The organism is Jatrophihabitans sp., assembly GCA_036389035.1.
Lineage (GTDB): Bacteria > Actinomycetota > Actinomycetes > Mycobacteriales > Jatrophihabitantaceae > Jatrophihabitans_A.
The window spans coordinates 1-13,950 of record DASVQQ010000034.1; the positions used below are offsets into that span (position 1 = coordinate 1).

General features: G+C 70.4%; 12 protein-coding genes. 1 reads left to right on the forward strand and 11 read right to left on the reverse strand.

The window, feature by feature from the left end:
* The 3 genes from aspS to VF557_17690 form a co-directional block, all read right to left on the reverse strand.
* A partial coding sequence (gene aspS / locus VF557_17680) for an aspartate--tRNA ligase (GenBank protein ID HEX8082046.1) occupies nucleotides 1-925 on the reverse strand: 925 nt, incomplete at its 3' end.
* A gap of 63 nt (nucleotides 926-988) precedes the next feature.
* Nucleotides 989-2,374 (reverse strand): histidine--tRNA ligase, encoded by a 1,386-nt coding sequence (hisS, locus tag VF557_17685; GenBank protein HEX8082047.1) that lies wholly within the window; start codon nucleotides 2,372-2,374, stop codon nucleotides 989-991.
* A complete protein-coding gene (locus tag VF557_17690) occupies nucleotides 2,371-3,057 on the reverse strand; it encodes an MBL fold metallo-hydrolase (GenBank protein HEX8082048.1) in 687 nt (228 codons plus the stop codon). Before VF557_17690 ends, hisS begins: the two co-directional genes overlap by 4 nt.
* 234 nt (nucleotides 3,058-3,291) lie before the next feature.
* On the opposite strand from VF557_17690, the gene VF557_17695 reads away from it, so the two are divergent.
* Entirely contained in the window at nucleotides 3,292-4,176 is an 885-nt protein-coding gene (locus tag VF557_17695; protein HEX8082049.1) for a peptidylprolyl isomerase, read from the forward strand.
* Between the two features lie 61 nt (nucleotides 4,177-4,237).
* Here the strand turns inward: VF557_17695 and VF557_17700 are convergent, their stop codons facing one another.
* From VF557_17700 to ruvC, 8 genes are all read right to left on the reverse strand, one after another.
* Entirely contained in the window at nucleotides 4,238-7,015 is a 2,778-nt protein-coding gene (locus VF557_17700) for a bifunctional (p)ppGpp synthetase/guanosine-3',5'-bis(diphosphate) 3'-pyrophosphohydrolase (protein ID HEX8082050.1), read from the reverse strand.
* Between the two features lie 143 nt (nucleotides 7,016-7,158).
* On the reverse strand, nucleotides 7,159-7,704 hold the full coding sequence (locus VF557_17705; GenBank protein HEX8082051.1) for an adenine phosphoribosyltransferase: 546 nt from the start codon (nucleotides 7,702-7,704) through the stop codon (nucleotides 7,159-7,161).
* On the reverse strand, nucleotides 7,701-8,792 hold the full coding sequence (secF, locus tag VF557_17710) for a protein translocase subunit SecF (protein HEX8082052.1): 1,092 nt from the start codon (nucleotides 8,790-8,792) through the stop codon (nucleotides 7,701-7,703). The genes VF557_17705 and secF overlap by 4 nt, the downstream gene beginning before the upstream one ends.
* On the reverse strand, nucleotides 8,792-10,969 hold the full coding sequence (gene secD, locus VF557_17715) for a protein translocase subunit SecD (protein ID HEX8082053.1): 2,178 nt from the start codon (nucleotides 10,967-10,969) through the stop codon (nucleotides 8,792-8,794). The genes secF and secD overlap by 1 nt, the downstream gene beginning before the upstream one ends.
* Before the next feature lie 152 nt (nucleotides 10,970-11,121).
* Nucleotides 11,122-11,493, reverse strand: coding sequence for a preprotein translocase subunit YajC (locus VF557_17720; GenBank protein ID HEX8082054.1), 372 nt, complete (start codon nucleotides 11,491-11,493; stop codon nucleotides 11,122-11,124).
* Nucleotides 11,494-11,593: 100 nt separating this feature from the next.
* A complete protein-coding gene (gene ruvB / locus VF557_17725) occupies nucleotides 11,594-12,631 on the reverse strand; it encodes a Holliday junction branch migration DNA helicase RuvB (protein HEX8082055.1) in 1,038 nt (345 codons plus the stop codon).
* A gap of 28 nt (nucleotides 12,632-12,659) precedes the next feature.
* Nucleotides 12,660-13,268, reverse strand: coding sequence for a Holliday junction branch migration protein RuvA (gene ruvA, locus VF557_17730; GenBank protein ID HEX8082056.1), 609 nt, complete (start codon nucleotides 13,266-13,268; stop codon nucleotides 12,660-12,662).
* The gene (gene ruvC, locus VF557_17735; protein ID HEX8082057.1) at nucleotides 13,265-13,864 is read right to left on the reverse strand and encodes a crossover junction endodeoxyribonuclease RuvC; all 600 of its coding nucleotides are present in this window, start codon (nucleotides 13,862-13,864) and stop codon (nucleotides 13,265-13,267) included. The genes ruvA and ruvC overlap by 4 nt, the downstream gene beginning before the upstream one ends.
* Nucleotides 13,865-13,950: the final 86 nt, after the last annotated feature.

Genomic DNA, 13,950 nt, shown 5'->3' on the forward strand with positions numbered 1-13,950 from the left:
GGGCCTGGAAGACCCGGAAGGACGTGTCGGAGAAGTAGTCGGTGAGGTCGGTGAGCTCCACCCCGAACCGCAGGTCGGGCTTGTCCGACCCGTAGCGGGCCATCGCGTCGGCGTAGGTGAGCCGCGGGATCGGCCGCGGGATCTCGTACCCGGCCAGCGCCGACCACAGCGCCGCCGTGACCGTCTCGCCCAGCTCGATCACGTCGTCCTGGTCGACGAAGCTCATCTCGATGTCGAGCTGGGTGAACTCCGGCTGCCGGTCGGCGCGGAAGTCCTCGTCGCGGTAGCAGCGCGCGATCTGGAAGTAGCGCTCCATGCCGGCCACCATCAGCAGCTGCTTGAACAGCTGCGGCGACTGCGGCAACGCGTACCAGGAACCGGGCTGCAGCCGGGCCGGCACCAGGAAGTCGCGGGCGCCCTCGGGGGTCGAGCGGGTCAGCGTCGGCGTCTCGATCTCGACGAAGTCGTGCCGGTAGAGCACCTCGCGGGCCGCCCGGTTGACCTTGCTGCGCAACCGGATCGCAGCAGACGGCTCAGGGCGTCTCAAATCCAAATAGCGGTACTTCAGTCGGGCCTCCTCGCCGACCTCGGTGTGCTCGTCGATCTGGAACGGCAGCACCGCGGCCTCGCTGAGCACCTCGAGCTTGTCGGCGACGACCTCGATCTCGCCGGTGGCGATGTTGGGGTTGACCCGCCCCTCCAGCCGCTCGCGGACCGCGCCGGTGACCTGGATGCACCACTCGTTGCGCAGGTTGTGGGCGCTCTCGTCGTCGCGCAGCACGACCTGGACGATTCCGGAGGCGTCGCGCAGGTCGATGAAGGCGACGCCGCCGTGATCGCGACGGCTGGCCACCCAACCGGTGAGGGTGACGGACTCGCCTGCCTGGGTCGCCCTCAGCGTCCCGGCCTGATGCGTGCGCAGCACAGCGGTTCCTCTCGATTCGTAGAAGGGAAGTCTTTCACGCGGGTAGGACCGGAGCGTCCGGGCTCAGGCCTCGGGCCGCACCACCTGCGGGCGCAGATCCTCCGCGGGCGGCCGCCAGGTCGCCGGATCGGCCGGCTCCTGGGCGCCGGTGCGGATGTCCTTGACCTCGTGCGGATTCTCCGGCCCGGCCGGGAACCAGACGAACGGGATGCCGCGACGCTCGGCGTAGCGGATCTGCTTGCCGTAGCGCTGCGCGAGCGGCGCCACCTCGGTGGCGATGCCGTTGGCCCGCAGCCGGCCGGCGATGGCGTCGGAGTCGGCCCGCGAGTGCTCATCCGGCAGCAGCACCAGCACCGCCGAGGGCACCGACCGGCTGGCGGTCAGCTTCTTGCGGTTGAACAGCGGCACCAGCATCCGGGTGACGCCGAGTGAGATGCCGACGCCGGGGTAGCTGGTGCGGCCGTCACTGGCCAGGGAGTCATAGCGCCCGCCCGAGCAGATCGAGCCCAGGCTCTCGAAGCCGGCCATCCGGGTCTCGAACACCGTGCCGGTGTAGTAGTCCAGGCCGCGGGCGATGCTCAAGTCGGCGACGACGCTGAACCGATCGCTGTTGAGCGTGGCACAACCACCGACCACCGTTTTCAGCTCGGCCACCCCTTCACCGAGCAAGGGATGCCATTCGGCTGCCGGAACCAGTTCGGCGATGCCGAAGCCGAGCTGTTCACCGTCGCCGGTGGTGATCGAGGCGAACCTGATGGCCAGCTCTGACTGCTCGTCAGTAATGCCGGCCTCACCGACGAGCATCGTGCGCAGGACATCTGCCGGCACCTTGTCGATCTTGTCGATCACCCGCATCACCGCTTGCGTATCGGTGATTCCGATGGTCAGGTAGTAGCCCTCGATCAGCTTGCGGTTGTTGACCTGGAGCTTGAGCGCCGGCACCGGCAGCGCCGACAGCGCCTCGGCCATCACCCGGGCCACCTCGACATCGTGATGGAACGGCAGCACGTCACGGGCCACCACGTCGATGTCGGCCTGGGTGAACTCGCGGTAGCGGCCTTCCTGCGGCCGCTCACCACGCCACACCTTCTGGATCTGGTAGCGCCGGAACGGGAACTCCAGCTTGCCGGAGTTCTCCAGGACGTAGCGAGCGAACGGCACGGTCAGGTCGAAGTGCAGGCCCAGCGTCGAGGCGTCGGCGGTGCCGTCGGCGCCGGGCTCGGCCGGCTCGTCCTTGGCCTGCAGGCGGCGCAGCAGGTAGACCTCCTTGTCGATCTCGCCCTTGCGCAGCAGCTGCTCCAGCGGCTCGGCGGCACGGGTCTCGACCGGCGCGAAGCCGTGCAGCTCGAAGCAGGCCCGCAAGCTGTCGAGCACCCGCAGCTCGACGAACCGCTCGGCGGGCAGCAGCTCGGGAAACCCGCTCAGCGGGGTGGGCCTGGCGACAGTCACATCAGGGTCCTCAGAAAGGGGTTGGTCAGCCGTTCGCGGCCTATCGTCGTCTGCGGGCCGTGGCCGGGACAAACGATTACCTCATCGGCCATCGGCAGGATCACCGTGCGCAGCGACTGCCACATCTCGTCCATCGAGCCGCCGGGCAGGTCGGTACGCCCGATCGAGCCGGCGAACAGCACGTCACCGGAGAACAGCACGTCGCTGATCCCGATGGCGGGCTCGCCGGTCAGGTCGAGGCTGAACACCACCGAGCCACGGGTGTGCCCGGGCGCGTGCCGCACCACCAGGCCCAGGCCGGCCAGCTCCAGGCGGGTGTCGTCAGCGAGCTCCCGGACGTCGTCGGGCTCGGCGAAGGTCAGCCCGGTGCCCCCGTAGATCGGCTCACCGGGACGCAGCCCGAGGTTGGTCCACGGGTCGGCCAGCGCCGAGCGGTCCTCGGGATGGATGTAGGCCGGCACCTCGCGCGCCTGGCAGACCGGCAGCACCGAGAAGGTGTGGTCCAGGTGCCCGTGGGTGAGCAGCACCGCCACCGGGTGCAGCCGGTGCTCCTTGATGATCTCGTCCAGTTCGCCGGTGACGCCCACCCCGGGGTCGATGATCACGCACTGCTCGCCCGGCCCGGGTGCGACCACGAAGCAGTTCGTCCCGGCCACCTGGGCTGGGAAGCCCTCAATCAGCACAGCTAGCTCTCCGGCATCTTTCGAAGGCGACGGCCCGGCTCAGGCCCCTCGCCGAGCCTACCCAGGCCGGTTGGCGGCCCTGTGCCGACGCCGCTGTCCTGACCCGCTGCCGAGAGTGAGCGTCCGCTCTGAGCGGGTCCACAGGCAGCTACTCAACAGGTTCTCTACAATTCGCCCGGAGTTGCCGCACCAACCGGACGCAGAACCAGCTGCGCCCCACCAGGAGGACCATCAGTGCCCAACAGCAAGCAGCGTCGCGAGCAGGCCCGGCGTCACCTCGAGCGCCAGTTGGTCCGCCGGCAGCAACGGGATGTGCGCCGTCGCAAGATGAACCTGATCGGCACCGTGGTCGGCGTCCTGGTGCTGTTCGCGGTGGTGATCACCACCGTGGTGATGCTCTCGGATGAGAACAAGGACAACACCGCCGACCCGGCGGCCAGCACCTCGCCGTCAGCCAGCGCCTCGCCGAGTTCGACCGCCGCGCCGCTGCCCAGCCGCAAGCCCAGCCCGATCGCGGCCCGGGCGGCGAAGAAGACCGACGGCCCGTGCAAGTACGCCGAGGACGCCGCCAAGCTGACCGCCGGCAACCTCTTCGACGTGGGCCTGCCACCGGACCCGGCGCCCACCCCGACCGGCAAGTCGACCGCGGTGTTCAACACCAACCAGGGGCCGATCACGGTGACCCTGGACGGCGCCTCGGCGCCCTGCAACGTGCAGAGCATCAAGTACCTGATCAGCAAGAAGTACTACGACAACACCGCCTGCCCCCGCTCGGTGAACTCCGGGATCTTCGTGGTGCAGTGCGGTGACCCGTCCGGCACCACCTCGGGCGGGCCGACCTACACCACCAAGGACGAGAACCTCACCAAGGTCACCTACAGCGAGGGCACCCTGGCGATGGCCAACGCCGGGCCGAACACCAACGGCAGCCAGTTCTTCTTCATCACCAAGGACAGCAACGGCGCGCTGGGCAAGAACTACAGCGTGATCGGACGGGTGAGCGCCGGCCTGGACATCCTGAAGAAGGTGGCCACCGGCGGTGACGACGGCTCCAACCAGGCCGGCGGCGGCAGGCCGAACATCCCGCTGTTCTTCAAGACGGTGACGTTGAAGGCCTGACCCGGGAAGCTCCGCACCGAGGCCGTCCAGTGAGTGGGCGGCTCGGTCGGCCGGTTGGGCGTCAGTTGGCCGCGTGCACCCGGTAGACGTCGTAGACGCCCTCGACGCCGCGCACCGTGCGCAGCAGGTTGGCAAGGTGCTTGGCCTCGGCCAGCTCGAAGGTGAACCGCGACACCGCCACCCGGTCCCGGTTGGTGGTCACCGAGGCGGACAGGATGTTCACCCGCTCGTCGGACAGCACCCGGGAGACGTCGGAGAGCAGCCGGTGCCGGTCCAGCGCCTCGACCTGGATCGAGACGACGAAGACCGAGTCCGCCGACGGCGCCCACTCGACGTCGACCAGCCGGTCCTTCTGCTCCTCCAGTGACCCGGCGTTGGTGCAGCTGCGCCGGTGCACCGACACGCCGCCGCCGCGGGTGATGAAGCCGAGGATGTCATCGCCGGGCACCGGGGTGCAGCAGCGCGCCAGCTTCACCCAGACGTCGGACATCCCCGACACCATCACGCCCGCGTCGCCGCCGGAACGCCGCGGCGTGGTCGTCTTGGGAGCGCTCTGCATCGGGATGGCGGTCTCGGCCAGGTCCTCGGTGGCGCCTTCGACCCCGCCGAGCGAGGCGACCAGCTTCTGCACGATCGACTGGGCCGAGACGTGCCCCTCGCCGATGGCCACGTAGAGCGCCGTCACGTCGGTCAGGTGCATGTCGCGGGCGATGGTGACCAGCTGGTCACCGCCCAGCAGCCGCTGCATCGGCAGCGAGGACTTGCGCATCGCCCGGGTCAGCGCGGTCTTGCCGGCCTCCACCGCGTCCTCGCGGCGTTCCTTGGCGAACCACTGCCGGATCTTGGTCTTGGCGCGCGGCGAGGCGACGAAGGCCAGCCAGTCCCGGGACGGCCCGGCGGTCTCGGACTTGGAGGTGAAGATCTCGATGGTGTCGCCGTGGTCGAGCTTGGTCTCCAGCGCCACCAGCTTGCCGTTCACCCGGGCGCCGATGCAGCGGTGGCCGACATCGGTGTGCACCGCGTAGGCGAAGTCGACCGGCGTGGAGCCGGCCGGCAACCCGAAGACGTCTCCCTTGGGGGTGAAGACGTAGACCTCGCCGGTCCCGAGGTCAAAGCGCAGGGTGTCGAGGAACTCACCGGGCTCCTGGGCCTCGCGCTGCCAGTCCAGCAGCTGGCGCAGCCAGACCATCTCATCGCTGACGGCGGCCGGGGTGGCGGTGGCCAGGCCGACTTCCTTGTACTTCCAGTGCGCCGCGATCCCGAACTCGGCGGTCCGGTGCATGGCGTGGGTGCGGATCTGCAGCTCGACCGGCTTGCCGCCGGGGCCGATGACCGTGGTGTGCAGCGACTGGTACATGTTGAACTTCGGCATGGCGATGAAGTCCTTGAACCGGCCCGGCACCGGTTGCCAGTTCGCGTGGATCACCCCGAGGGCGCCGTAGCAGTCACGTTCGGACTCGACCAGGACCCGGATGCCGACCAGGTCGTAGATGTCGGTGAACTCCCGGCCGCGCACGATCATCTTCTGGTAGATCGAGTAGTAGTGCTTGGGACGGCCGTAGACGTGAGCCTTGATGCCGCCGGTCTTCAGGTCGCCGTTGACCCGCTCGATCACGTCGTTGAGATAGACGTCGCGCTGCGGCGCCCGGTCGGCGACCAACCGGACGATCTCGTCGTAGCGCTTGGGGTACAGGGTGGCGAAGGCCAGGTCTTCCAGCTCCCACTTGACGGTGTTCATACCGAGCCGGTGCGCCAGCGGGGCGAGCACCTCCAGCGTCTCGCGGGCCTTGCGCTCCTGCTTGGCCGGCGGCAGGAACCGCAGGGTGCGCATGTTGTGCAGCCGGTCGGCCAGCTTGATCACCAGCACCCGGGGGTCACGCGCCATCGCCACGATCATCTTGCGGATCGTCTCGGCCTCGGCCGCCTCGCCGTACTTGACCTTGTCCAGCTTGGTGACGCCCTCGACCAGGTGCGCCACCTCGGCGCCGAACTCCACGGTCAGCGCCGGGATCGTCATCCCGGTGTCCTCGACGGTGTCGTGCAGCAGCGCCGCCACCAGGGTGATGGTGTCCATGCCCAGCTCGGCCAGGATGGTGGCCACCGCCAGCGGGTGGGTGATGTAGGGATCCCCGGACTTGCGCAGCTGACCGCGGTGGCATTCCTCGGCCAGGTCATAACCCCGCTGCAGCAGCTTGGCGTCGACCTTGGGATGGGCGGCCCGGTGCACCGCCAGCAACGGCTCCAGCACCGGCCTGACCGCGCTCTGGCGGGGTGTGGTGACCAGCCGGCGGGCGATCCGGTCACGCACCCGGCGGCGATGGGCGCCGTTGGCCACCTCGGTCGGCGACGCGGCGACGGGTTCGGTGACCATCGGATGAGTGGCCGGCGCGGTGGCGGGCGGCGGTGGGGTGGGCGGCGGCGGGCTAGCGGCCGGCGGGGTGGCGGCCGGCGCGGTGGCGCTTTCCGCCGGCGCGGTGGTGGTTGCCGCGGTGGCCGCCGGCGGGACCACCGGTGCACGATGCGCCGCTGGCCGTGGCGCCGTCCTGGCCGCCGCTCCGTCCTTGCTGACGGCCGCCGTGCCGGCCCGGTGGGTGGTCCGAGCGCTACCAGCGGACGGGTTGGTCACCGCGGGGTCGGCCATGGCTGGGGCTGCCGGGTCGGCCTTGGCCGAGGAGGTCACCGCGCTCGGGGTCCACGCCGGCGCGGTGCCGCGCGCGCCGGTCCTGCTGCCGGCGAGGGAGGCGGCTGTGCCTTGCGGCGCAGCGGGCAGGGCAGCACCGGCCGCCGTGTCGCCGGCGGCCCCCGAATCTGGCGCCTCGGTGGTCAGGAAAACCTCCATGGCTGGACCCGAATCGTTACGAGATCCAGTCTAGGCCCGTTCGAGCCCGAATGCTGACCGGGTCCGGCCCTGCAAAAGTTATGCAGGGTGCCCCAGGCTACCGAGGGTCAGCCACGACAGGGCTGTGCCGAAGCTGCGAGGCGTCAGAGCCGCAGCAGCGCTGTCAGCTCGTGGCCGGCCAGCCTGGCCCGGCCGGCCAGGAACTCCAGCTCGATGAGCACCCCCACGCCGGTGACGGTCGCGCCGGCCCGGGACAGCAGCTCCAACGAGGCCGCCAGCGTGCCGCCGGTGGCCAGCACGTCGTCCACCACGTAGACCCGCTTGCCTTCCAGCACGCCCACCGGCACCTCGATCTCGGCGCTGCCGTACTCGAGCTCGTAGCGGGCGCTGACCGTCGGCGGCGGCAGCTTGCCGGCCTTGCGGACCGGAACCACGCCCGCGTCGACAGCGCGGGCCAGCGCCGCGGCCACCACGAAGCCCCGGGCCTCGACCCCGGCGATCAGGTCGGCCTCGTAGGCCGCGGGAAGCTCAGCCAACTCATCGATGCACGCGCCGAACGCCGCCGCGTCGGCCAGCAACGGCATGATGTCCTTGAAGAGCACGCCGGGCTGGGGAAAGTCCTGCACGTCCCGCAGCCGGCTGGCGATGATCTCGCTGATCGCCGGTCGAGTGCCGGCCGGCTGGGTCACGGACGCTTGCGGGCGGGCCGGCTAGCCGGTCGGGCGCCGGGCTTGGGAGCCGGCGCGGGTGAGCCCCGCCGGATCACCGGAGCGGGAGCGCCGACCATCGACAGCTCGGCCGCCCGGGCCGAGGCCCGCTTGGCCTCGATCCGCTTGGCCAGCAGCTGGTGCTCCGGTTCCCGCTCCACGAGGTCGACCACCACCGGCGTGGCCAGGAACAGCGAGGAGTACATCCCGACCGACAATCCGATGAACAGGATCAGCGCGAGGTCCTTGATGGTGCCGACCCCGAGCATGCCGGCGCCGACGAACAGCAGCCCGCCCACCGGCAGCAGCGAGATCACCGAGGTGTTGACCGAGCGCATCAGGGTCTGGTTCACCGCGCGGTTGGCGGCCGTGGCATAGGTCTCGCGCGCGGTCGCCAGCAGGCCTCTGGTGTTCTCGGCGACCTTGTCGAAGACCACCACGGTGTCATACAGCGAGAAGCCGAGGATGGTCAGCAGTCCGACGATGGTGGACGGGGTCAGCTCGAAGCCGACGAGGGAGTAGATGCCGGCCGTCACGACCAGGTCGTGCAGCAGGGCCACCATGGCCCCCACCGCCATCTTCACATCGAAGCGCAACGCGATGTAGGCGAACACCACCACCAGGAAGACCAGCAGTCCCTGGATGGCCTTCTTGGTGATCTCACCGCCCCAGCTGGAGGACACCGAGTCAACCGAGATGCTGTCGGGATCGATCTTGAGCGTCGAAGCCAGTTCCTGCTGGGTTTTGACCTGCTCGTCAATGCCCAGCTCGGCGGTCTTGATCACGATCTGCCGGGTGGCGCCGGAGCCCACCTGTTGCGCCGCGCTCTCGGACGGGTGGCCGGTCTCCTCCAGTGCCTGCTCGACCTGCGTCGTGGTGAGCGAGGTGTTGGCGGCCTGGATCTGGAACTGGGTGCCGCCCTTGAAGTCGATCCCGACATTGAAGCCGCGGACGACCATGCTCAGTACACAGAGGACGAGCAGCACCAGCGAGGCGAGGTACCACCGCTTGCGGGTGCCGATGAATTCGAAGTTGGTCTCGCCCCGGTAGAGCCGAGTGAGGATGCCCATCAGCTGTCGTCCCGTCCGCTCTGGTCATCGGTTTGTCGTCGCAGGCCCCGGCGGGCCGCGGCGCGCTCGGCCGCGGTGGCGCCGGTGATCGGGGTCGCCGCGCCGGTGGTCACTGTCGGCTTGGTGGTGGCGGCCCGGGTGGCGGAGCCGGCCGGTGGCCGGTCCCCGGCGTCCATCGCGGTGGCGGTGTGCACGGGCTCGCTGGTTCGCTGACCACCGCCGCCCTTGGCCTTGGTCAACGGAACCGAGCCCGAGCTCATCGCCCCTGAGCTCATCGCGGGCGCGGCCATGCCCGCGCCCACTCCGGCGGTGGCGAGTTCGGGCTCGGGAAGGGTGCGGGTGACGATGCCGCCGGCGCGCGCCTGGTCCAGCCCGGTGAACCGGGCCGAGCCGAACGCCTTGCTGCGGGAGAACAGCGACACCAGCGGGTGGGTGAACAGGAACACCACGATCAGGTCGATCACCGTGGACAGGCCGAGGGTGAACGCGAAGCCCTTCACCTCACCGGCCGCGAAGTAGTAGAGCGTCGCGGCGGCCAGGAAGGAGACCGTGTCGGCCGACAGGATGGTGCGCCGGGACCGTTCCCAGGCTCTCGGGATGGCGACCCGCATGGTCCGGCCTTCGTGCACCTCGTCCTTTATTCGTTCGAAGAAGACCACGAACGAGTCGGCGGTGATACCGACGGCGACGATGAAACCGGCGATACCGGCCAGGGTGAGCGTGAACCCGATCTGCTCGCCCAGGATCACCAGCATCGCGTAGGTCAGGCCACCGGAGACCGCCAGCGAGACGACCGTCACCAGCCCCAGCGCCCGGTAGTACAGCAGCGAGTAGATCACCACCAGGAACAGCCCGATGCCACCCGCGAGCAGGCCGGCCTTCATCTGCTCGATGCCCAGCGTCGGCGAGACCGAGGTGGCCGACTGCTGGACGAAGCTCAGCGGCAGCGCGCCGTACTTCAGCGAGTTGGCCAGATTGGTCGCCGAGGCCTCGTTGAAGTTGCCGCTGATCTCGGTGGTGCCGGCGATGGTGTCCTGGATGGTGGAGGCGACGATCACCTTGGTGTCGAGGGTGTCGGCGACCTGGTTGCCGATGTCGTTGGGGCTGACCTTGACGTTGTGCTTGGAGGTGTAGTCAGCCCAGGCGGCCTGGCCCTTGGGCTTGAGGTCCAGGCTGACCGTCCAGCTGAACTGGCCCGGGCTGGTGCCGGGCGCCTGGGCGGTGGCGGTCTTGACCTCGGTGCCGGGCACGATCACCGGCCCGAGCAGGTACTTGGTCTGGTTGGCCTGGTCGCAGGTGATCATCGGCTTGCTGGGGACGTCCAGCGGCTTGGTGGTGTCGTTGCACGGCCAGGCGTCGATGGCGGCCTTGAGCTTGGCCTGCCGGTCGGCGGGCATCGCGGCCAGGGCCGCCGGAGTGGTGGGCGGGGTGAAGCCGAGCTGCTTCCACTGGTCGACCGGCGCGGACGGGTCGACGGCGGCGCTGCCCGACCCGGACGGCGACGGCGCGGCCGATCCGCTGGCCGACGGCGACGGCGCGGCCGATCCGCTGGCCGACGGCGCGGACGGGCTGGCCGAGGGCGCCGGCGAGGTGGTAGCGGCGGCGTTCGGCACGATCCGGCCGCGCGGTGACGGCGAGGTGGAGGCCGAGCCGGACCCGGCGGGCTTGGCGGTGCCCGACGGTGCGGCGCTGCCAGACGGAGAGCTGCTGCCCGACGGTGCGGCGCTGCCGGACGGAGAGGTGCTGGCCGAGGCCGACGGCGTGGCCGAGCCGGAGCCCGACGGCGCGGGCGCGGCCGAGACCGGCTCCATCAGCAGCGGGCGCATCTGCAGCAGCGCGGTGCCGCCGACGTCCTTGATGTCGTCGGCGCCGGCGCCGGGCACCGAGACCACGATGCGGTCATTGCCCTGGGTGACCACCTCGGCCGAGGAGACCCCCAACCCGTTGACGCGGTTGGAGATGATCTGGCGCGCCTGGTCCATGGAGGCCTTGGTGGGGGCCTTGCCGTTCTCGGTCTGCGCCTTCAGGATGACCTGCGCGCCGCCCTCGAGGTCCAGTCCCAGCTTGGGGGTGCGCGAGTGATTGGGCAGGAAGACGATGCCGTACAGGACGACGAACAAACCCAGGAGCACTGCGAAATAACGCCCGACGCGCAGCGTTCCGGCAGTTGGTGCCACGGAAATTGATCTCCTCATTCGTAATTACACGCTCGCATGCCCTTCACGGGTGCGGGCGCCTCAGCCGATCACCGTATTCTCCCCGGTTGCGGACTCGGCCGATAGTATGACCGATCGTCTTGTGGATTGCGCACCACGACCGGCAAACCGGTCTAACTCGGGCTGGCGCCGTCCGGCCGAGGGCCGCGGTCCGAGTCCGCGGAGTCCTTGGTCAGGCTGACCTGCCCGCCGCCGTCTCCGGCGATCGGCTCGCGGTAGTGCTCGGGCAGCTCGCTCGCCTCGCGCAGCGCCGCGATCGTCCAGCGCACCTCGACCCCGGGCGCGATGGACAGCAACACGGTGTCGTCGGGGTTCACCGAGACCACTGTCCCGTACAGGCCAGAGGTGGTCATCACGTCGGTGCCGGCGGTGATCCGCTCCCGGCGAAGGCGGTCCGCGGTCGCCATCCGCTGCTTGTTGCGGCGCGAGTACATGATCATGGCGACCAGCAGCAGGGTCAGCAGGAGCAGCGGAAACATCTCCATCTGCGTCAATCCCATCTAGGTGGAGCCGGTGGTGGGCCGGCGCGGCTGCCCTTCAGGCGAGCTCAGGACAGCATTCGGACAGGGTCTGCCCACTCCAACGTCACAGGTCGTCGAAAAGTGTCGCGGAGGCGTGACCGGCCGGAGGCCGCAGGCCCAGGTGGTGCCAGGCGGCCGCGGTCGCGACCCGGCCGCGCGGGGTGCGGGCCAGCAGCCCGGCCCGGACCAGGAACGGCTCGGCGACCTCCTGGACGGTCTCGATCTCCTCACCGACCGCGACCGCCAGGGTGCTCACGCCGACCGGGCCACCGTTGAAGCGACGCACCAGCGCGTTCAGGACGGCCTTGTCCAACCGGTCCAGGCCCAGCTCGTCCACGTCGTAGACCTGCAGCGCCGCGTGCGCCACCTCGGCCGTGATCAGGCCGTCGGCGCGCACCTCGGCGAAGTCGCGCACCCGGCGCAGCAGCCGGTTGGCGATCCGGGGCGTCCCCCGGGACCGGCTGGCGATCTCGGCCGCGCCCTCGGGGGTGAGCCGGACCTCCAGCAGTCGGGCCGACCTGCTCAGCACCTGCTCCAGCTCCGGCACCTCGTAGAAGTCCATGTGCCCGGTGAAGCCGAACCGGTCCCGCAGCGGCCCGGTCAGCAGGCCGGCCCGGGTGGTGGCTCCGACCAGCGTGAACGGCGCCAGCTCCAGCGGGATGGCGGTCGCGCCCGGCCCCTTGCCGACCATCACGTCGACCCGGAAGTCCTCCATCGCCATGTAGAGCAGTTCCTCGGCAGGCCGCGCGATCCGGTGGATCTCGTCGATGAACAGCACCTCGCCCTCGCCCAGGCTGGTCAGCAGCGCGGCCAGGTCACCGGCCCGCTCGATCGCCGGCCCGGAGGTCAGCCGGAAGGGCGCGCCGAGCTCAGCGGCGATGATCATGGCCAGGCTGGTCTTGCCCAGGCCGGGCGGGCCGGACAGCAGCACGTGATCGGGCGGCCGGCTACGGCGCAGCGCGCTCTCCAGCACCACCTGCAGCTGCTCGCGGACCTTCGGCTGGCCGACGAACTCGGCCAGCCGCCTGGGTCGCAGGCTTGCCTCGACCTCGGTCTCATCGGCGTCGGAAAACGGCGAGACGACGTCGCGATCCTCGCTCATCGGGCTGGGCCGCTCTTCGCGCAAGCGCTCATCGGGTCCGGCCGAGCAGCTGGATGGCGCGGCGCAGGATGACCGCGACCTCGGGGTTGTCGCTGGACCCGGCGGCCACCTCCTCGATCGCCTCGGCGGCCTCCTTGCCGGTGAAGCCCAGGCCGGCCAGGGCGTGCAGCACCTGGTCCTTCCACGGCGCGATCGCGGTGACACCGGCCAGCGCGGAGCCGGCGTCCGAGCCGGTGATCGAGCCGATCCGGTCTCGCAGCTCGATGACGATCTTCTCCGCGCCCTTGCGCCCGATGCCGGGCACCTTGACCAGCGCGGTGAGGTCACTGGTGGCGATCGCCCGGCGGACCTCGCGTGGCGGGTAGACCCCGAGGATGGTCTGCGCGAGCTTGGGACCGACCCCGTTGGCGGTCTGCAGCAGCTCGAACAGGCCGCGCTCGTCGTCGTCGGCGAAGCCGTACAGGGTCAGCGAGTCCTCCCGCACCACCAGGCTGGTGGCGAGTCGGGCGGTCTCGCCCACCCGCAGCCTGGCCAGCGTGCCCGGCGAGCACGAGACGGCCAGCCCGACGCCGCCCACCTCGACGACGGCCCCGTCCGGCCCCAGCGCGGCGACCCGGCCGTGCACGCTGGCGATCATCGGCGTACCCCGATCGGTGCCGAGCCCAGCGGCGTCGGGCCCAGCGGCGCCGACCCGCCGCCGCGGACCGGTCGGCGAGCGGCTGCCTTGGCCTGCGTCAGGGCGGCGTCCAGGCGGGCCTGGGCGGTGCCGCGCCAGAGGTGGCAGATCGCCAGCGCCAGGGCGTCAGCCGCGTCGGCCGGGGTCGGGGCGACGTCCAGCTTGAGGATGCGGGTCACCATCGCGGTGACCTGCGCCTTGTCCGCAGTGCCCGAACCGGTGATCGCGGCCTTCACCTCGGACGGGGTGTGCAGGTGCACGGCGATGCCGTGCCGGGCCGCGGCCACCATCGCCAGGCCGGCCGCCTGCGCGGTGCCGGTCACCGTCCGGACGTTCTGCTGGGCGAACACCCGCTCCACGACCACCACGTCAGGACGGTATTCCTCCACGGCGGCGGCCAGCGCGTCGGCCAGGCTCAGCAGCCGGGCCGCCAGCGGGTCGGTGGCCGGGGTCCGGACGACCTCGACGTGCACCAGCGTCAGCGCCCGGCCGGTGCTGCCCTGCACCACTCCGATGCCGCACCTGGTCAGGCCAGGGTCCACGCCGAGCACCCGCATGAGAACGCCTCACTCCAGAAACTGTCTTGTCGAACCACTCAATCGAACGGGCGTTCGACACTTTACCTGTGGGCGCGGCGCCGTCC

Excerpts from the sequence above, each read along its gene's own strand:
- VF557_17720 (HEX8082054.1), bottom strand. The coding sequence starts at position 11,493 with ATGGAGATGTTTCCGCTGCTCCTGCTGACCCTGCTGCTGGTCGCCATG.
- ruvB (HEX8082055.1), bottom strand. The coding sequence starts at position 12,631 with ATGAGCGAGGATCGCGACGTCGTCTCGCCGTTTTCCGACGCCGATGAG.
- ruvC (HEX8082057.1), bottom strand. The coding sequence starts at position 13,864 with ATGCGGGTGCTCGGCGTGGACCCTGGCCTGACCAGGTGCGGCATCGGA.
- secF (HEX8082052.1), bottom strand. The coding sequence starts at position 8,792 with ATGGGCATCCTCACTCGGCTCTACCGGGGCGAGACCAACTTCGAATTC.
- VF557_17700 (HEX8082050.1), bottom strand. The coding sequence starts at position 7,015 with ATGGAGGTTTTCCTGACCACCGAGGCGCCAGATTCGGGGGCCGCCGGC.
- ruvA (HEX8082056.1), bottom strand. The coding sequence starts at position 13,268 with ATGATCGCCAGCGTGCACGGCCGGGTCGCCGCGCTGGGGCCGGACGGG.